17 protein-coding genes and 1 pseudogene are annotated in these 20,236 nt (G+C 38.1%); 5 read left to right on the forward strand and 13 right to left on the reverse strand.

Annotated elements, in window-relative coordinates; all coding sequences use genetic code 11:
• Positions 1-91 precede the first annotated feature (91 nt).
• From O7776_RS18005 to O7776_RS18020, 4 genes are all read right to left on the reverse strand, one after another.
• Positions 92-2,248 carry a transglutaminase-like domain-containing protein gene (locus tag O7776_RS18005; protein ID WP_274308300.1) on the reverse strand — a complete coding sequence of 719 codons (2,157 nt, stop codon included), beginning with the start codon at positions 2,246-2,248 and terminating at the stop codon, positions 92-94.
• Complete coding sequence (locus O7776_RS18010) at positions 2,245-3,423, reverse strand: DUF58 domain-containing protein (protein ID WP_274308301.1); 1,179 nt, start codon at positions 3,421-3,423, stop codon at positions 2,245-2,247. Before O7776_RS18010 ends, O7776_RS18005 begins: the two co-directional genes overlap by 4 nt.
• The gene (locus O7776_RS18015) at positions 3,420-4,364 is read right to left on the reverse strand and encodes an AAA family ATPase (RefSeq protein ID WP_274308302.1); all 945 of its coding nucleotides are present in this window, start codon (positions 4,362-4,364) and stop codon (positions 3,420-3,422) included. Before O7776_RS18015 ends, O7776_RS18010 begins: the two co-directional genes overlap by 4 nt.
• Positions 4,365-4,528: 164 nt before the next feature.
• Entirely contained in the window at positions 4,529-4,867 is a 339-nt protein-coding gene (locus O7776_RS18020; RefSeq protein ID WP_274308303.1) for a hypothetical protein, read from the reverse strand.
• A gap of 329 nt (positions 4,868-5,196) precedes the next feature.
• Here O7776_RS18020 and O7776_RS18025 point away from each other — a divergent pair, with 329 nt between their 5' ends.
• Positions 5,197-5,940 carry a DUF4230 domain-containing protein gene (locus O7776_RS18025; RefSeq protein ID WP_274308304.1) on the forward strand — a complete coding sequence of 248 codons (744 nt, stop codon included), beginning with the start codon at positions 5,197-5,199 and terminating at the stop codon, positions 5,938-5,940.
• An 82-nt stretch (positions 5,941-6,022) separates the two neighbouring features.
• Here the strand turns inward: O7776_RS18025 and nadE are convergent, their stop codons facing one another.
• Together nadE and O7776_RS18035 are read right to left on the reverse strand one after the other, a co-directional pair.
• A complete protein-coding gene (gene nadE / locus O7776_RS18030; protein WP_274308305.1) occupies positions 6,023-6,847 on the reverse strand; it encodes an NAD(+) synthase in 825 nt (274 codons plus the stop codon).
• 13 nt (positions 6,848-6,860) lie between these two features.
• Complete coding sequence (locus tag O7776_RS18035; protein WP_274308306.1) at positions 6,861-8,330, reverse strand: nicotinate phosphoribosyltransferase; 1,470 nt, start codon at positions 8,328-8,330, stop codon at positions 6,861-6,863.
• 386 nt (positions 8,331-8,716) lie between these two features.
• Here O7776_RS18035 and O7776_RS18040 point away from each other — a divergent pair, with 386 nt between their 5' ends.
• From O7776_RS18040 to O7776_RS18055, 4 genes are all read left to right on the forward strand, one after another.
• A complete protein-coding gene (locus O7776_RS18040) occupies positions 8,717-9,058 on the forward strand; it encodes a P-II family nitrogen regulator (protein WP_241371144.1) in 342 nt (113 codons plus the stop codon).
• A gap of 30 nt (positions 9,059-9,088) precedes the next feature.
• A complete protein-coding gene (locus O7776_RS18045) occupies positions 9,089-10,396 on the forward strand; it encodes an ammonium transporter (RefSeq protein WP_274308307.1) in 1,308 nt (435 codons plus the stop codon).
• 213 nt (positions 10,397-10,609) lie between these two features.
• Entirely contained in the window at positions 10,610-11,332 is a 723-nt protein-coding gene (locus tag O7776_RS18050) for an ABC transporter ATP-binding protein (protein ID WP_274308308.1), read from the forward strand.
• A gap of 80 nt (positions 11,333-11,412) precedes the next feature.
• Positions 11,413-12,384 carry a proline dehydrogenase family protein gene (locus tag O7776_RS18055; RefSeq protein WP_274308309.1) on the forward strand — a complete coding sequence of 324 codons (972 nt, stop codon included), beginning with the start codon at positions 11,413-11,415 and terminating at the stop codon, positions 12,382-12,384.
• A 45-nt stretch (positions 12,385-12,429) separates the two neighbouring features.
• On the opposite strand, the gene O7776_RS18060 is transcribed toward O7776_RS18055, so the two are convergent.
• The 7 genes and pseudogenes from O7776_RS18060 to O7776_RS18090 form a co-directional block, all read right to left on the reverse strand.
• The gene (locus tag O7776_RS18060) at positions 12,430-12,879 is read right to left on the reverse strand and encodes a helix-turn-helix domain-containing protein (protein WP_274308310.1); all 450 of its coding nucleotides are present in this window, start codon (positions 12,877-12,879) and stop codon (positions 12,430-12,432) included.
• Positions 12,880-13,064: 185 nt separating this feature from the next.
• Complete coding sequence (locus O7776_RS18065) at positions 13,065-13,670, reverse strand: response regulator transcription factor (RefSeq protein ID WP_241371139.1); 606 nt, start codon at positions 13,668-13,670, stop codon at positions 13,065-13,067.
• Positions 13,667-14,803 carry a sensor histidine kinase gene (locus tag O7776_RS18070; protein WP_274308311.1) on the reverse strand — a complete coding sequence of 379 codons (1,137 nt, stop codon included), beginning with the start codon at positions 14,801-14,803 and terminating at the stop codon, positions 13,667-13,669. The genes O7776_RS18065 and O7776_RS18070 overlap by 4 nt, the downstream gene beginning before the upstream one ends.
• 80 nt (positions 14,804-14,883) lie before the next feature.
• Positions 14,884-15,918 carry a Delta(5) desaturase DesA gene (gene desA, locus O7776_RS18075; protein ID WP_274308312.1) on the reverse strand — a complete coding sequence of 345 codons (1,035 nt, stop codon included), beginning with the start codon at positions 15,916-15,918 and terminating at the stop codon, positions 14,884-14,886.
• A 155-nt stretch (positions 15,919-16,073) separates the two neighbouring features.
• Positions 16,074-17,180 (reverse strand): GerAB/ArcD/ProY family transporter, encoded by a 1,107-nt coding sequence (locus tag O7776_RS18080; protein WP_274308313.1) that lies wholly within the window; start codon positions 17,178-17,180, stop codon positions 16,074-16,076.
• Positions 17,181-17,264: 84 nt separating this feature from the next.
• Positions 17,265-18,452, reverse strand: coding sequence for a Ger(x)C family spore germination protein (locus O7776_RS18085; protein ID WP_274308314.1), 1,188 nt, complete (start codon positions 18,450-18,452; stop codon positions 17,265-17,267).
• A 21-nt stretch (positions 18,453-18,473) separates the two neighbouring features.
• Positions 18,474-20,081 (reverse strand): annotated as a pseudogene (locus tag O7776_RS18090) (spore germination protein).
• Positions 20,082-20,236 lie beyond the last annotated feature (155 nt).

The following is a 20,236-nucleotide window of genomic DNA, read 5'->3' on the forward strand; positions in this document are numbered from 1 at the left end:
CTACCCTGTTTTTCTTGTTTTACCAAATGTTTTTTAGATTCTTCGTTTGGTTCTGAAATGAGCACAATGATTATAGCAGATGGGTATCCAATCAATTACTCGTACGATTGATTAAATACTCCCAGTTTTCTTTTACTTTAGTTGTATCAAAATTATGTGAATTGCCGGCGTAAATATATTGCTCATACACAGCTGTTAGCTCACTCATTTTTGTTGTTTCAAGCGCACGGTCCACACGAATTGCGAAATTTTGCAATGTCTCATACGTACCACGTTTTAAGTAGATTCGTTCAAGCTGCTTTAACAATACAAAATATACATTCTCAAATTGATCCGGATTATTTAACTTCGAACGGTTCATTTGCACAGCAAGTTTTGGTTGCCATTTCCCGCGCATACGCCATGCAATAATTGCACCTACAATGAGCACTGCCGTTAAAACATAAAGCACCCATTTATATTTCGCAAAATCAATCGCCAATTTTTTGTTTCCACCAGCCGTTGTTTCTTGCTTTTCTGGCTGAGGGCGCTCTACTTCTGGCGTTTCAGGTTCTGGTAATTGTTCTTCACCTGGTGCTATTTCGATATCATAGTCAATGTTCATCGGGTTACTAAAACCAATTGTCGGCTCAAATGGCATCCAACCAATGCCGTCTATATAAGCCTCTACCCATGAATGGGCATCATTGTTCGTCACGCGGTAGGTCGTCATACCGTCACTTGATGCCACACGCTCACCACTCGCAAAACCTTTTACCCATCGCGCTTGAATACCAACTGAACGTAACATTACAACCATCGAAGTTGAGAAATTATCACAGTAGCCCAACATTGTTTCGAATAAAAATTGATCGACATAATCCTCATCTTTTGCCGGCTGTGATACATTTTTCGTTTCATATTTGAATCCACTACGCGCGAAATAACTTTCAATCGCACGTGCTTTATCATAAACACTTTCATAACCGCCCGTTATTTCGTGCGCTAAATCAATTACACGCCTTGGCAGCTGTTCTGGCAGTTGCAAATAACGCTGGTCAGATTCTGTTGAGGACACCGTTTCCTTCAATGCTGTATAATTATATTCTGGCTGTTGGAACGTAATTTCATAATTAGTTGGTTCTTCTCCCTCGCCTAACTGACCGTTCAACAACCAATTTATTTTTTCGTTTGCCTCATTAAACCTTAAATTATTTGCATTTGGATCGTCTGTCCAGTAACCCGTTGTCCCATAAGCTTGTAGTAAAAAGTCATATTCCCCCATCGAATGAACTTCAACCTTTTGAGGTTCCACATCCCCCGGCATAATCGACAAACCGATTGGATCAGTAAATTGTAAATGAGATATAGCGTCTTGCTCACTCGTATGAAGCCAGCCCTTTGACGTATAATAATCCTTCGTTTCTACACGCCAATATTGACGAATCGGCGTTTCAATTTCATATACAACCGTATCGTCACCGACAAATGGCCCCCCTAAACTTTCGTCATTATCACCATAACCAACTGTTGCGACCGAACCGCTAGATGATGAATCACCTAATCCAACCATTCCCTTCATATAAGGAACAGGGTCTGGCCATTGCGGCTCGGCTTTTGGTAAAAACGTCGCGGCAAGCCCTGCTATTGTGACAAACAAAATAATCGGAGTTGCAAATAGTAAATAGCTCCCCCAATCCTTTTGCATATTGGCTGATTGCATTAACCGTTTTATAAATAAAAGTGATGTTAGCACAAGTCCCAAGATCATCACTTTTATAATTGCTACCGTGCCATCATATTCTGTAAAAGTATCGAGCGTTCCGATAAAAAACACAGTCAACACAAGGAAATAATAAACCGTATGACGCACGCTCACCCAATGCTGAATTAAATAAATGAGCATCCATATTAAAATAAAGAAAAGGCTCGTTCGAAATGGGTCACTTACTAAAACCCAATCTCCTGTTATTAATACATCAACATTGTAACGCAGCTCATTCGATAAAAACTGCATCGTCGTCAATTCGCCTCTGTTATAAACACTTACAATAAACCACGTTATATATAGTATTTTCAGCGACCACGATATAATAATTGGTAAATTAAATACGCCAATGGTTAAACAAATTGCCATAAACAATAGGAATTGTGTGAAATAGCCTGTATTTGTTAGCTGCACAATCGGCATTAACCATTCACGCAGAATCAGTAAAATAATAATGTAGAAAACAGCTAATTCTATTTTTTCGGGTGTGCTTCGTTTCATAGCGATTCCACCTCCGATTGCAGATGTGCCAGCTCTTTAATAATATGCACTTCATTTTGATTTTTTAGATGCACTGGCTCGGCTTCACCATTTACAACAAAGCACACAATTTTGCCCACGCTTTTAGTGCTCGCATTTAGTGCTTCTTGTAGCTCTGGCATCCATTCACCTGTAATGATGATGACAACCGAGCGACTCATTACCTTTTGTTCTTCAAATAATAAACGCTCTACACCAAACTGCGCATCTGGCTGTACCTTAACAAAATGCTGCAGGACCTTTTTGAATTGACTTTCTGTTTTGATAACTGGTGCAAAGTAACGGTCTGTCCCCGCACTTAAAAACGAGATATCCCCGCGCTCTTTCATCGTTTTATGAATATACGATGCTGCAAACTCCACCACTTGTTCAAAGTTCTTTTGTACAGCACGGTCAATTAACACAAATGTATTTTGTGCATTACGGTCCTCAAATTCCTTCGTACGCAGCTCTCCATTTTTCGCAAATGACTTCCAATGAATCCATGAAAAACGATCCCCTGGTACGTATTCACGCACACCGGTTGCCATTGTCGTATCTTTAATAAGTGAATAGCGTGCTTGACTCGCCCCTTGATCATACTGCATCACAATTTGTTCCGTTTTGACATCGTAAATTTTTGGATACACTAAAAACATTTGCGGATGCTCAATGACCACTTGACGAATCGTCCATCCAAAGAAATCTGTACACATCACTTCAATTCCATTAAAATGATGCTCGCCTCGTTTTAAATCGTGTAATTCATATGTCCACTCGAACTCACTTTTCCAACCAACTAAAAATAACTTCGTAGCATGGCTATTTACCCCCTCAAAAAAGGCAGCATCCATAGCCATTTCTCGTGCAGTCATAAAGACAATTGGAAACCAACTTTTATTGCGAAAGCGTACTGTCACCTCTATTGTATCGCCTCGTTCAATCGCTTCTTTCGATAATGCCCGTGACACTTGTTGTATGCGGATCGGTACAATTGCTAGCAAAATGGAGTAAATGGAAAATGGTAAAATCGTAAAAAATACAAACCAACTCACAAATCCACCTTGGAACATCGCGTAGCAATATGTAATGATTAATAGCGCAATTACCGTTAACAGTCTACCTCCATGCTGAAAGAAGTATCGGATTTTTTTCATTCCACAACATACCTTTTCACAGGCACATTCACAAATCGGAGCACACGATTAATTACCTGTTCCTCTGTCACGCCCTCATAGCGCGCCTCTGGTTTTAAAATTAAACGGTGACCAAATACAAACTTCGTTAAATACTGCACATCATCTGGAACAACATAATCGCGCCCTTTCATAAAGGCATAGCTTTGCGCAGCACGCATTAACGCAATCGAAGCACGTGGACTCACACCTAAATACACATGTTCGTGATAGCGTGTATGTTGCGCTAGCGATACGATATATTCTTTAATATTGTCCTCTACATGCACTTGTTTCACTTGTTTTTTCAGTTCAATTAATTGTTCAATCGACAGTACAGCAGCAATTTCATCAATTGGCACTGAATTTTCTGCACGGCGTAGCACTTCTATTTCTTCATCTTTTGTTGGATAACCCATTCTAATTTTTAGTAAAAAGCGGTCTAACTGCGCTTCTGGTAAAGGGTATGTCCCTTCATATTCAATCGGGTTTTGCGTAGCCATGACAAAGAACGGCTTTGGCAATGAAAGCGTCTCACCATCTACAGTAATTGACGATTCTTCCATACTTTCTAGTAGGGCTGCTTGTGTTTTCGGCGATGTACGGTTAATTTCATCGGCTAATACGATGTTACCGACAATCGGTCCTGGGCGAAATTCAAATTGTAATGTTTTTGGATTATATACCGATACCCCAATTACATCAGAAGGTAGTAAATCTGGCGTAAATTGAATACGCTTAAAGCTTGCACCTAGAGACTTGGAAAGCGCGCGCACCATCATCGTTTTTCCTACGCCCGGCACATCCTCTAATAATAAATGCCCCCCCGCAAGCAAAGACACGATACTTAACTCCGCAATCTCACGTTTCCCTATCATCACTTTTTCGATATTTCTGATAATTCTTTCGATTTGTTCGTTCATCTAGTAGCCCTCCTCAATAGACATTCTATTATGCCAAACACATAGTTCAAGCATAACGAAAACAAAATGCGAGTACAAGAATAAATATAGATATATTTGGAAATCTAAAATAATTGGAAAGCAAAATAAAATCACCTAACTAAATTATCGATTAGTCAGGTGATTCAAATAGATGTTTTATATGTCATGATGCGACGGTTGTATTTATTGACTGTATTTGCACGTGATGTAAATTGAGACAGTTGATTCAAGGTTACAGCAGATTCGGCATTAAATTGCATGCCCTTTACAATTAATCGCGCTTTGTTTGGTACAAGCTTTTTTGCGCGCTGTTGTGGTTTTTTCTGTTTGTTTTTTTGCTGCTGCAGTTGCTCGCGCGGATTACGGTATTGATCGTGCATGCCGCTATTTATCGCATCGGCAAAATGCGTATCCGATAAAATTGTCCGCGTAGAATTACGATGTATCGAACTTGTTGTTTGTCCAACTCGGGATGTTCTCATACCATTGCCTCCTTGTAGGCTTGTTAGGTATTTATATCGACAAATTCACAAAAATGTTAAATATAATTAAGCCATGTGCAGCTATACAGCTAAATAACACTAAGATATAGGGGTGTTATATAGGATTTTACACCTAGAGGTTTTTTACTCAATGAGTATAGACGAATCGCTAGACTCTTACCAAATCCTAAATTGGTTTTTTATTAGACCAACCTCAAGCTATGTGAATGAACCGATTATTTATAGTATAATAGTTCAAAAATATTTGAATACATATCAAAAAAATCAAACTTCTTGAAATTAAGAAGGGAAAGTGTGGTGGCCATACCATGAGTAAAAAAGAAGAAGCATTAACACAATTTGAGGATGTACTAAAGGAACTGAAAAAGGGCGAAGAAGAAAGTGCTGCTACTAGCGTTGTAGGACAGAGTAGAGGAAACGTCAATATTTCAGGGGCATTATTTAAGCTTGTTTTTAAATTTTGGGGAAGGAAAATTCTCTTTATTCTATTACTTTCCATAGTCGTCGTCTCTGGAATCATTTGGTCATTCTCTGGAAGTACATATAAAAAGGAAAGTACAACATTTGTAGAGCATATTCAAGAATTAGCAACACTTGCGACAGCTAAAGCACACGTAAAAGTAGTCATTGAAGAAGAGGATAATAAGCTATTCGGTCATGATATCCCCGTTAATTTTCCAGGTACAAAAAGAGAAATATTATTAATTGTTCCTGCCACAGTCATCGCAGGAGTTGACCTTAAAGGGGTCACTTCAGATGATATAAAAGTTAACGACAAGGAAAAGGCATTAGAAATCAGCCTACCACGGGCAACGCTTATTCAGGAGCCCGCAATTCAGATGGATAACGTCCAAACTTTCTCAGACGAAGGACTATTCCGTGGGGAAATAAAATGGGATCAAGGGTTTAACCTAGCAGCTGAAGCACAGGAAGAAATTAAAGACGAAGCCATTGAAATAGGCTTATTAGAATCCGCAGAGAAAAGTGCTGAGAAAGTCCTTAAAGAATTTTTCAGCAACCTTGGTTATACTGCGGAAATAACATTTAAGTAAATCGAAAATCTATTAACTTCAGACATACAAAAAGCAAGGGAGTGTCCAAGAAATACTTCTCGGACACTCCCTTCTCTAGCTATTATTTCCAAAAATCATCAAATACCGTAATCGGTAAATGGCGTTTGTGCATCGAGCGTTTGTAGTGACCTTCTAACGTTTCGCGTGCTTGGTCAGGAATTTCTTTCCCTTCTAAGTAATCATCAATCTGCTCATACGTCACACCTAAAGCTACTTCATCTGGTAACGACGGGCGATCTTCTTCTAAATCGGCAGTTGGTACTTTTTCGAATAAATGAACAGGACATTCAAGTTTTTTTAAAATTTGGCGGCCTTGTCGTTTATTTAAACGGAAAATCGGCATTAAATCCGCGCCTCCATCACCAAATTTCGTAAAGAAACCGGTAATCGCTTCTGCTGCATGGTCTGTTCCTAAAACAACCGCACCATTCATCGCAGCGATTGAAAACTGTACCTTCATACGTTCACGGGCTTTTTCATTACCCTTTGCAAAATCACTTAGTTCGATACCGGTATTAGCTAATGCACGGACACTTGCATCCACTGCTTCTTTAATATTTACGGTATAAATTTTTGTCGGCTGAATATAATCAAGCGCGTCTTGGCAATCTTGCTCATCGGCTTGTACACCATACGGTAATCGTACCGCCCAAAAAGAGTATTTTGCTTGGGCTGCCTCTGCGTTTAATTCATCCACCGCCATTTGTGCTAGTTTTCCTGTTAGCGTAGAATCCTGCCCACCGCTAATCCCTAGAACAAAACCTTTTACGAAGCTGTGCTTTTTGGCATAATCCTTTAAAAAGTCTATAGATCGGCGAATTTCTTGCTCAACATCAATTTGTGGTAATACATTTAATTCTTCTATAATTTGTTGTTGTAACGACATAGCTCAACACTCCTTAGTTTTGTTCGAGTTCTGTTACCATATCGCGCGCTTCCCTAATATTACGCATTTTGTTATCCCAGCATTTTTGACTTAAGTCTACTGGGTATTCCTCTGGATTTAAAGAACGCTTATATTCATCCCATAGTAGCTTTAAATTATTTTTCACATATTGTCGAATATCCATTAGTTCCGGATTTTTGTAAACAACTTCACCATGATCAATTACTAGTTGATGCATCTCTTTCGCTTCAAAGTTTGTGACAAATTTTGATACGAATGTATGCACAGGGTGGAACATTTTAATACGGTTTTCAGCCTGTGGATTTTCATCCGCCATTGTAATATAGTCACCTTCAGATTTACCGTTTTTCTTATTAATAATACGGAACACTTTTTTCAAGCCTGGTGTTGTTACTTTTTCGGCGTTTGCTGAAATTTTGATTGTATCTTCCATTTCACCATTTTCATTTTCAATCGACACCATTTTATAAACTGCACCTAGAGCTGGTTGATCATAAGCCGTAATAAGCTTTGTGCCGATTCCCCACGAATCTACACGCGCTCCCTGTGATTTTAAATTTAAAATTGTGTATTCATCTAAATCATTTGAAACGACAACTTTGGCATTCGGGAACCCAGCTTCATCCAGCATACGACGTGCCTCTTTTGATAAGAAGGCAATGTCACCACTGTCTAAACGGATTCCGATGAAGTTAATTTTATCACCTAGCTCTTTCGCTACTTTAATCGCAGTTGGTACACCCGACTTTAGTGTATTATACGTATCCACTAAAAACACACAATCTTTATGACGTTTTGCATAGGAATGGAAGGCATCGTAATCATTTTTGTATGCTTGGACTAATGCGTGTGCATGCGTTCCTGCTACTGGAATATTAAATAACTTACCTGCACGGACATTTGATGTTGATTCAAAGCCACCAATGATCGATGCACGCGCTCCCCAAATTGCTGCATCCATTTCTTGTGCACGGCGTGTACCGAATTCCATCGCCACTTCATCTTGTACAACTTGTTTAATACGGCTTGCTTTTGTCGCAATCAATGTTTGATAGTTTACGATATTAAGTAGCGCCGTTTCGATTAATTGCGCTTCGACAAGCGGAGCTTCAATGCGCACAATTGGCTCATTCGCAAATACAAGCTCCCCTTCCACCATTGAATACATCGAACCAGTAAAACGAATTGTTTTTAAATACTCAATAAAATCAGCTTCATAATGCAGCTCATCTCGTAAGTAAGCAATATCTGTTTCGCTTAATTTAAAGTTTTTCAAATAATCTAGCATGCGTTCTAATCCTGCGAATACCGCATAGCCATTTCCGAATGGTAACTTTCTAAAATATAGCTCAAATACAGCTTTACGGTTATGAATTCCGTCAGCCCAATAACTTTCTGCCATATTAATTTGATACAAGTCTGTATGCAAAGCTAAACTATCGTCTACATACTTTTCTGTCATGATGAGTTCCCTTCTTCCAAAAACATAATTAGTCATAGTATACACTATCTCCAAATATTTCGACCTATGAACGACTTAAATACACAATGTTACATTTCTTCACATTAACTCCCCAAAAAACATCCCCCCTAATATCACAATGAAAATACATCCTTGCACCGTCCATTTCGTTGCAGACTCTCGAAAAAATGGTATGTATATGTATTTCCAAAATTACGCCACCCTTTTTATTTTGGTAGCGCTTTAACACAAGGCATACCAACTATATCTCACAATTCGATAAAACTAATCGGAATTTAATGTTAGTTTTTCTCACATAAATGGATTGATTTATTTAATTTTCCACCTTATTATGTTAGATAACATAACACAAGGAGTTGTTGATCATGAAAAAAATTGAAGCAATTATTCGTCCTGAAGTGTTCGCAAAAGTTCGTGAAGGTTTAGCTCTCGAAGGAATTGATGGTTTAAGCATTTCAGAAATTGCAGGTGCAGGTCGTCAAGAAGGTCGTATCGGATTATTCCGAGGAAACTCATACTCTATGGAGTTTTCACAAAAGTTAAAGCTTGAGATGATTGTTGACAACGCCAAAGTTCAAGCAATCATCGACGTATTATTACGCGAAGCATCAACAGGTGAAGTAGGCGACGGAAAAATTTTTATCTACCCTGTAGAACAAGCAATTCGCATCCGTACAAAAGAACTTGGCTCAATCGCCATCGACTAATTTAGTTTTCCTAAAAAGGAGGAATGTTTTATGACAAACGAAGCGTTAGAACTATCAATCAATTTAGTTTGGGTTATGCTCGGTGCATTTTTCGTATTCTTCATGCATGCTGGCTTTGCAATGGTAGAGGCTGGATTTACCCGCTCTAAAAACGCTGTAAACATTTTAATGAAAAACGTTTTAACTATTTCAATCGGCGGTATCGTTTATTTCGTAGTGGGTTACGCGATTATGTTCGGCGATAGTACTGGCGGATTTATCGGAACTACTGGTTTTGCACTAAGTGGGGTAGAAGATATCGCATTTTTCGTATTCCAAGCAATGTTCGCTGCAACTTGTGCAACAATCATCTCAGGTGCTGTTGCAGAGCGTACAAACATCGTGGCATATATGGCTTTAGTCGTTGTAATGACTGCGGTTGTATATCCAGTAGTAGGTCACTGGGTATGGCAAGGTAATGGTTGGTTAACGGCTTTAGGCTTCACCGATTTCGCGGGTTCTACAGTCGTTCACTTAACTGGTGCAGTTGGTGCATTAGTTGTAGCAGCAATGGTTGGTCCACGTATTGGTAAGTATGCAAAAGGTGTTGTAAACGTTATTCCTGGTCACTCCATTCCCCTAGGTGCATTAGGTGTATTCATCTTATGGCTAGGTTGGTACGGATTTAACGGTGCTTCTACATTAGCAGCTGATCCTTCTTCTGTTCCTGGGGTTATCGCTAATACATTCTTATCAGCTTCAGCTGGTGTTATCGCAACAGCAATCTATACACGATTCCGTTATGGCTACATTGATGGTTCATTAACATTAAACGGTGCTTTAGCCGGTTTGGTAAGCATTACAGCAGGTGCTGCGAACTTAAGTATCGTTGGCGCAATAGCTGCAGGTTTTATCGGGGGTATCATTTTAGTAGAGGCTGTTCGTTTCGTCGAGCACAAATTACGCATCGATGACCCAGTAGGTGCGATTGCTGTACACGGTATCGCAGGTATTTGGGGTACATTAGCAGTTGGTTTATTCGATATCACTGGCGGAGGATTATTCTACGGCGGTGGTGCTACATTATTAGGCGTTCAAGCACTAGGTGTAGCGGCAGTTATTGCTTGGACTGCTAGTACAGTAGCAATCGCAACGTTAGTGATCAAAGCATTTATTCCATTACGCGTAACGAATGAAGAAGAAATCGAAGGCTTAGATATCGCAGAACATGGTGCATATGCATACGAAATGCAAGATATGTTTAAAGGTGTTACAAAATCAAACGATAGCTTTGCACAACGTTTAACAAACTTAGGCAAAACACCAAGTAATGCAAATGTACAAGAAAAGCGCGTTTAACAACTTACTTTAGGTTCCCGAACTCCTTGTGCTTCCCCTAAAGCATAAAGGCGCGGAGTGTGATCCCTTACACACTCTCGAATCATTCTTTCAAAATATATAAGCAAGTAAAGCATGTTCAAACCCCCAATTTGAGCATGCTTTTCTTATTTTGCAATTACGATGCCAAACGAGTATCCTAAAATATAGGGAAAAATAGCAAAGGAGTCCACCATGAACGAAAATGCAATTCAATTTCAACATGTCTGCTTCAACGCGAATGATACGAACATTATTAATGATTTAACAGCAACGATTTATAAAGGGAAAATCACCACTTTAATCGGTCCTTCAGGTGCAGGAAAAACAACTTTACTAAAACTTTGTAACGGTCTTATCACAGCAACAAGTGGCTCTATATTCATACATAACAAGCCAATCGAAGCCATTGAACCAACAACACTTAGACGCTCAGTTGGTATGGCATTACAATCCGCGCCCATTTTAAAAACAACTGTTTATGAAAACTTAGCCCTTCCCCGTAAACTACAACATAAAGAACTAACGAAAGAAGAAGCTTGTCGTTATTTACGCGATGTAGGCTTATCGGAAGATTTTTTGCTGCGCGACGCTAGCGATTTATCTGGTGGACAAAAGCAAAAACTATCTATCGCTCGTACATTAATTAATGAATCGGATATTTTATTGCTCGACGAAATCACCTCAGCTCTTGATCCAAAAGCCGTTCGCGAAATTGAGGACTTAATCGTGACTTTAAATGAGCGTTTTAGAGTAACCATTATTTGGATTACTCATAATATCGAGCAAGCCGAAAAGCTCGGTCACTATACATGGATGCTAAAAAATGGCGAACTCATTGAGGCAAATGAAACCAATCAACTATTCCATTCAATAAATGAAATTGTTCGACAATTTTTCAAACAAACACACGATTAACAGAGTGCCCATAGCAAGTTACAAAAATGACTATGGTATAATTTATAGATCACACTGACCTAGTAAAAGGAGATGTTTCCATGGCATTACGCGATTTTTTTATTTCATTATCTGAAAACGAAGCACTTAGCACAGCCGCACAAAATTACGGCTTCAAGCTTGGTGCACAACATATTGTAGCAGGGGCAAACTTACAAGAAGTCATTGAAAGTGTACGTACCTTAAATGAGCAAGGTATCGCATGTACAATTGATAATTTAGGCGAGTTCGTTACCGAGGAAGCGACAGCCACACAAGCAAAGGATGAAATTTTAGCTTTAATTGAAGCCATTCACAGCGAACAGTTAAATGCGCATATTTCGCTAAAACCTTCACAGCTCGGTCTAGATATCGATATTGATTTTTGCTACGACAACTTACGAGAAATTGTAGAACATGCCAATCAATACGGTATTTTCGTAAACTTTGATATGGAGGACAGTCCACGCCTACAAATGACGTTCGATATGATAGAAGAGCTTCAAAAATCATATAACAATGTCGGCACGGTTATTCAAGCTTACTTACACCGCGCACAAGGTGATATCGAAAACTTTAAAGATAGCCGCCTACGTGTAGTAAAAGGTGCCTACAAAGAATCAGAAGAAATCGCTTATCAAGATCAGCTAGAAATCGATATCAATTTCCTGGAGCTCATCGAATACCATTTAACACACGGTCTATTCACATCGATCGCAACACATGACCATAACATCATTAATCATGTGAAGTATTTCATAGAGCAATATAATATCCCAAAGGAAAAATTCGAATTCCAAATGCTTTACGGCTTCCGCAAAGATTTACAAGTAGAGCTTGCACGTGAAGGCTACCAAGTATGCGTATATGTACCATATGGTGAAGATTGGTACGGCTACTTTATGCGTATTCTAGCAGAACGCCCACAAAACATTAACCTTGTCACAAAGCGAGTGTTTAACAAAAAGACGAATACCGTACTAGCAGTTGCAGCAGGCGCTTTCGTACTTGGGCGCTTAACAAAACGAAAATAATAATAGCTGTGCGAGAGGTTATTGACCTTTTCGCACAGCTATTTTTTACTCTTTAAATTTCTTTCCAAGTGTATCTGTAAAAATTCCGGCCGTAATTGTTATAATGAACGGTCCAAATGCCCAAAATAATGAATCTTTAAAATAAGTAATATTCCAGTCAAATACACGATTGCCAAACGCGATTCCGATTTTCATAATAATCATTGCCGCTCCAATTAAAAAAATTGCATCAAAAACCGCTTTCCACTTTGGATAGGCTAATTGTTTCCCATCTTCAATAATTTTGTTTTTCAAAGAATGATCTCCCTTTAACAGTTCATCAATCGTAACTTCAAATAAATCACTTAAGTCGATTAACGTTTCAATCGTCGGATAGCTCTCTCCACGCTCCCATTTGGAAATCGATTGACGACTAATATGAATTTTTTCTGCAAGCTGTTGTTGTGTTAAATTCAATTTCAGCCTTTCTTCCTTTATGCGTTTTGCAAAATACATACCCTCATCTCCTACTCTAACTGTAGTATGGCTACGTAATATTTGTAAGAACGAGCTAGTAGCACTGCACGCAACTAACTGTAGCATCCTTGTCATAGCGCGGTTTTTCATTCTTTCTATTCAAATATTTGTTCACACAAAAAGAATGGTATAAACATAAAACGTTCACACCACTCTTCACTCTTTTATTTATTCCAGCCCTTTTCTTTAAAGCGGGCGATTGCTTCGATACGATTACCTACACCTAATTTGTCTAAAATTGTTGAAATGTAATTGCGCACTGTACCTGCCGATAAAAACAACTCTGCTGCAATTTCTTTTGTTGTTTTCCCTTCCGCAACTAACTCTAGCACCTGACTTTCGCGTTCTGTTAATGGATTTTCGCTATCATCCTCATAAACAAAGTCTACTAATTCCGGTGCATATATACGGCGACCATCCATAATAATACGAATTGAATTGACAAGGTCCTCAATCGGACTATCTTTTAATAAATAGCCGCGTACCCCCGCTTTTCGTGCACGCTCGAAATAGCCAGGGCGAGCAAACGTCGTTAAGATAATAATTTTACAGTTACTACCACGTAGCGCTTCCGCAGCGTCTAACCCTGTTTTAACAGGCATTTCAATGTCCATAATGCAAATGTCTGGTTGCAGTTCATTTACGAGCTCAATGGCCTCTTCTCCATTTTTCGCTAGCCCCACAACTTCCATATCTTCTTCCATGCTTAACAGCGATTTCATGGCACCAAGGAGCATTCCTTGATCTTCTGCTATTACAATTCGAATCACGCCAGTCCCTCCCTTTTCTGATGTGTAATCGCTAACGGCACTTTTAATGTCACCGTCGTCCCATCACCACTATCGATTTCTAAAGAGCCATTTAAAAACTCAATCCGCTCGTTCATTCCTTTTAAGCCATTACCGCCTTCAAATTCATTTGAGCGTTCAAAGCCAGTTCCGTTATCTTGAATTGTCATTTGAAATTCATCATCACTTTGATAAAATGTAATTCGACAAACGGTCGCCTCACTATGTTTCACAATATTCGTTACCGCTTCTTTCATGCACATACTAATTACATTTTCTGCTAAAGTAGGCATTTTAATTTCGGTTGTATCCCCATTTAAACGTAATTTAATTTGTGCTGCCTTTAAAATTTGTTCAACGCGGAATAGCTCTTCCTCGATACGTACGGCACGCATATCCGCGACTAATTCACGAACTTCCTTTAATGCAATGCTTGCCGTTTGACGAATATCTTTAATTTCTAACACAGCTTGTTGTGGATTTTTATCAATTAAACGCATCGCTAAATCACTTTTCAGACCAATCATTGATAACTTTTGACCTAATGTATCATGCAGATCACGAGCAATACGTTGGCGCTCTTCAAATACAGTCAATTCCGAAATACGTTCTCGCGCCGTCTCCAACTCACCCTCTAAGTTCTCTCGCTTTGTTTTCGAATAAAGCGTAAATGGTAGCAGGACAACACCTAATACATTAATAATAATAAACGGTGTTTGAGCTATAAATAAATCAAGGTAAATAAAATATCCCCCTACAATTGAAAGCACGGTAAATCCAATATGTAAGCCGTACATAATATAAAACCCAACGGCCTGCTTTATATTCCCAATAAAAAACGCGGTAAATAGCGATAAATACACGTAGCCAAATATTAGAGTCATCGCAATATTCAGCACCATTTGAAAGCTAATCCACATATATTTCAAACCTGGCTTTGCGCGGAATGAAAAATAGTGGCATAAAAAATAGCATAAAATAATGGCAACCCCAACAATAATTTGCCAGAGTGTAAAGGATTGAATAATAAAGAAAAATGGCATAATGCAAAAAATTATCCATATATAAATACTTAACATCGGGCTTTTCGGGATGATACTATACCAAGTTTGCATAATAGCCTCGCTTCTTTTTTATTCCTATTATATCAAAATAAGCACCCCAAACATGATTTGAGGTGCCTTACATGACAAAATTATTTTACGGCTAACTGTTTCGCGCGCATTAATTCACGTTTTGTTGCTTCTTTAAACGAAACAAAGCGGTAATTTTCTTGATCGTACAATTTATAACGAAGCGACTCTAAGCTAGTCTTTAACGTAATTGTTGTTGCACTTTGTAATGGCTTTACCGATTCATGCGCATCTTCCAATTTGTAGTTCGGAATACGTGGTGATAAATGATGCACATGGTGGAAGCCAATGTTCCCCGTTATCCATTGTAAGATTTTCGGTAATTTGTAATACGAGCTACCTTCTACAGCAGCCTTTACATAATCCCAATCTGAATCCACTTCAAAATACGAATCTTCGTATGTGTGCTGAATGTAGAATAACCAAATTCCTAAAGAACCTGCAACAAATAATGTTAAACCATGTACTAATAAAAACGTTGCCCAACCGTTTACAAAAATTAATACGGCACAAATTGCTAATAATACAATGTTCGTAAAATACGTATTTAAGCGCTCTTTACGCTTTGCATCTTTACGATTAAAACGATTTAAAACGAGTACCATAAATAACGGCCCTAAACCGAACATCACAAGTGGATTACGGTATAAACGGTAGCCTAAGCGACCAAGTTTTGATTTTTCAAGGTATTCATCTACTGTTAGCATATCGACATCGCCAATACCACGCTTGTCCAAGTTCGCGCTTGTTGCGTGGTGAATCGTATGCTCACGTTTCCATTTTTCGTATGGGAATGACGTAAGTACTCCTGTAATATTCCCGATGATGTCATTTGCTTTTTTGCTTTTGAAAAATGAACCGTGTGTACAGTCATGGAAAATAATAAATGTACGTACTACAAAGCCTGAAGCAATAATGCTACACAGCGCTGTATACCAAGGTGAATATTGTAGTAAAAAATATCCTGCACCCCAAATAAGTAATAATGGGACAAGCGTATTGAATAATTGTTGAATACTAAGGCGTGTTTCTGATTTTGCAAACGGCGCTACATCTTTTCGTAGCTGCTTCGCTTTTTCTGCATCTGTTTTAGCCATTATGAAATCCCTCTTCCCTCAAATTTGCTTAACAACATTTTATAAAAATGAGGGACATGACAACACGCGCAAACATCATCTCTTTTTTATGACATCTGTCATATGACCAGGTAACAATTCACTTCATTCAATAAAAGCGACTCTACTATTTAGGTTTACAAGCTCTCTTTTTTCAAATGTGTTTTTCGTACAGTATTGATTATGATCAACAATAGAGGTAACAATAACCCAATAGAATAGGAAAAATATATACCGATTGTCGCGTTCCAATGTTGTAGATACACGACACTTGGATACATTACAAGCGAAAGCACTACGACAACTATTCCTAGTGGGATAGTTAAAGGTTTGTATTCATTCATATTAAATATTTGTGCGAGCCCGAATACGGAAACATAAAAGTAGATTGTTGCCTTAAAATACAGGGCCATAATCCACAACCCAGCCATCAACGCCTCAATCCTCTGTATAAAATTACCGATATTTATCCGTTTCGCCAATTCATAGCTCGGATGAAATTCAGCTGCCGTACTATACGCCCCTAATACGGAAATACATAAAAATGTAAGTACAATGATTACGAATCCACTAATACAATATCCTATATAAAAAGATTTTTTTGCTTGTTTAAAATTATTAATAAAGGCAGGGAATATCATTAATATAACGATTGCATTGACAGAAGTTACTTCGATTAATGGTAAGGTAGTTTGAAAGATTGCTTTTGGTCCTACTTCAAAGATAGGCTGTATGTTTTCCAACTTAATTTCGGGTAAAATAAATAATACTAACAGAATAAAAAGAACTAAGAAAAAAAGGATAAATATTTCAGCCGACCGAGCAATTGTCTCTAAATCAAAACGAACTCCTATGACAATAACGATCGCAAAAAGGATATTAAGGGCCATCATTGGAGTATTTGGCATAAAATGAATGTTGAGAAATATTCCAGAATAGAATATTAGCTGTGCAGCATAGATATTAGACATGATTACAAACAATAGTGAAATAGCTTTACCTAGCCATTTTCCTAAAATTTTTTCGGTAATTTGGACAAAGGTGAGATTGGGAAACCATTGAGCTATTAGGCAAAATAGCCAAATAATGAATAACCCGATTATTGTCCCGACGATCGCGACAATCCATGCCGATTGTTTTGCTCCTTCAGCTAAAACAGATGGAATAATTAAAATACTCGTCCCCATTGAAAAAAACGTGACTAAAATTAAAAATTGATAAGAATTTATTTTTACATTATTCATCATTTCTTATCATGACGTCCTTTCCTTAAGGTTCTTTTATTTCTGAAAAAGTAGTTTCTACTCACTTAATTTTAAGTTTGTTTTTTATTCTTTTATCTTCTCTAAGAAAGTATTTTTTGTCGCGCCTGTCCTGTGAATGGTCAAGTCTACTTTAAGATTCGTCTTTAAATTAGAAAATTCCTCATCCCAATTATCCTTCATTTTTCCCCACTCTTTCGGGTTCGATCGATGGATGGCTTCACCAAATCCAAAGATGTCTACTTTATATTGTTTTTGTATCGATTCAATAGCCTCTTTTCCCAATTCTTTCCCTTGTTTTTCAAAATTTTTTTCAAGTTCAGCGATTGTTTCCAAGTCCTTTAGATTAATTTTACATTCTACCGCCCCTACATTCCCTTCCAATTTAACATTGATATTTATCTCAGGCTTTCCGTTATTTATGTTACCTTTAACTTCAGCTTTGGACTTAAAAATCTCTATTGTGGCTTTCCCTTCATTAGGACAAGGTACAGATCTTACTGTTGTTTTTACTGTGTTAGAGATGTAATTATATGTTACGGTTTCAATTTCATCTAACCAACCTACCAATTTATCTCCTTTAAATACGGCTAAATTATCATATTGTAAAGAAGCAGCAGGCATAATGGATTCTACATTTTGTTTGCTTGATCCTATTTTAGGATCCCCTATTAATTGAATCCCTGTTATTGCAGCTTCCTTACCATCGCTTATAAGATCTGTTATGAGCTCATCTAGATTAATACTTTTCGTACCTGCCCAAGCTTTTTCTGACACATTAAGACTTTTAAACATTTTATTGGCCGGAACGCTTTCGATAGTTGTTGTGACATTCAGTATTTCAACAGCAGGGATTTCTTTAGCAATTACAACATAGAAATCCGGTCGAATTTCCCAATCCCTAGACATTAAGTCCAAAGATTCACTTATCCCCTCTTGAGCTAATTCCTCACCAATTACAAGCATTCGTAAATGACCAGGATAAATTTTCCGTGGCGAATCCTTTGTCATTTTTCGAAATGCTTCATAAACGGTTTCCCCTCTCGCCGTATAGAGGGTAACTTGTGAACCTCCCGTACCTCCTTTTAGGGACATTTCTGAAGGTACAACTACTTGAGCAGATATTAGATATTCATCATCAACTTTATCAAATCCTATCGCCACTGCAATGGCCAGTTGATCTAATTCCCTCCGATCCCAACATCCCGAAAGAAATAAGCTGAAAAACAGGATGCCAAACACAAACTTTTTCATCGCTAAATCCCTTCATTCCTATTATTTTTTGGGTGGTGCTGGTTTTGCAGAATCAGAATCTTGTTGCCTTACCATATTTTTACTACCAATTAGCTTTGGTCGAGTAATCATTTTCCATATAGGTAAAACAGTAAATGTATCCTTTTGATCGGAAAGATTGAATGGAGCTATCGATGACATATAAGGTACGCCAAAAGAACGCAAACTACATAAATGCAATACAAGGATAATTAACCCCATAGTAATTCCAAATATACCAAATGAAGCGGCTAACGCCATGAAAATAAAACGTATTATTCTTACTGAAATTGCCATTTCATAAGAGGGAGGAACAAAACTAGTTATGGCAGTTATTGACACGATAATAACCATCATAGCTGAGATTAATCCTGCTTCAACCGCTGCTGTGCCAATAACAAATGCCCCTACTATCGACATTGCTGCACCTATAGAGCGCGGCATTCGGATTCCCGCTTCCCGCAAAATTTCAAAGGTGATTTCCATTATAAGCGCTTCAATGAATGCTGGAAATGGAACACCTTCTCGCTGGGCTGCCAAACTAATGAGGAGTGAAGGCGGCAACATAGTTTGGTGAAAGGTTGTAATTGCAATAAATACTGCTGGTGCAAGCAAAGAGATGGAAAATGCTACATATCTAAGGATACGTATAAGACTTCCGATAATGGTACGCTGATAGTAATCTTCAGGGGATTGGAAAAACTGAATGAATAACGCTGGAACGAGTAACACAAATGGTGTCCCATCTACTACAATCGCTATGCGTCCCTCTAATAGTGCAGCAGCTACAACATCCGGACGTTCTGAATTAAAAACGGTTGAAAAAGGTGAGTATTATGAATCCTGAATAAATTCCTCTATATTCCCACTTTCTAATATCCCATCAATGTTTATTCGATCCAAACGGAACCGGACTTCTTCCACTATTTTTTCATTTGCAATGTCATTAATATAAACGATGGCCGTGTTGGTTTTCGTGCGTGCTCCAATACTTTTTGACTCTATTCGAAGATTCGGATCCTTAATTTTCCAACGTATTAAAGACGTATTTATACGAAAATTTTCTGTAAATCCTTCGCGTGGTCCTCTTACTACCGTCTGGGCTGTTGGTTCAGTTACCCCACGCTCGATCCAATGTTTATTCGAAATGACTAAAACTTGTGCGTATCCGTCGATTAGAAGAATCGTATCCCCCGATAATAGACTCGTTATTATAACTTCAAGACTCGTTATTTCTTTAATTTCACCTACTGTCATCGCAACATCTTTTAATACGCTAAGAAGATTTTGCTCTGGAGAAGCTTTTTCCTGTAAATCAATATTGTTCAAATCTATCATAAGCGTTTCTAAAATGAAGTTTTGCAAAGAGGCCGTATCTGTTAATCCATCTGTATATAAAATACCGGCTTTAATGTTTCCTTGTTTCCCAATTCGAATTTTACGTACAACAATATCCGAACTTTTTCCAAGTGCTTCTTCGATCGTTTGTATGTTATGTTGTAGAGATGTTTTTAATTTTATGACTGCTTTTTGATTGGGCTCCTCAAGCGGGCTCGTTTTAGGCGGTTGAGGAATTGCTGTTTTTTTGTATTTATTTTTAAAAAACCACATATTCCCTCACCTTGTTTATCACTATATTTTTTGATTGACCATAACCATCATTAATCGTTAATCATGGACTACTATTATTTAGTGTTACTTACTTTTTCTTGTTTATACTTTGATTTTTAGTAAATTGGAGTTGTAAACATAGGAGTATTTTATCG

This window comes from Solibacillus daqui (assembly GCF_028747805.1).
In the GTDB taxonomy this organism is placed as follows: domain Bacteria; phylum Bacillota; class Bacilli; order Bacillales_A; family Planococcaceae; genus Solibacillus; species Solibacillus daqui.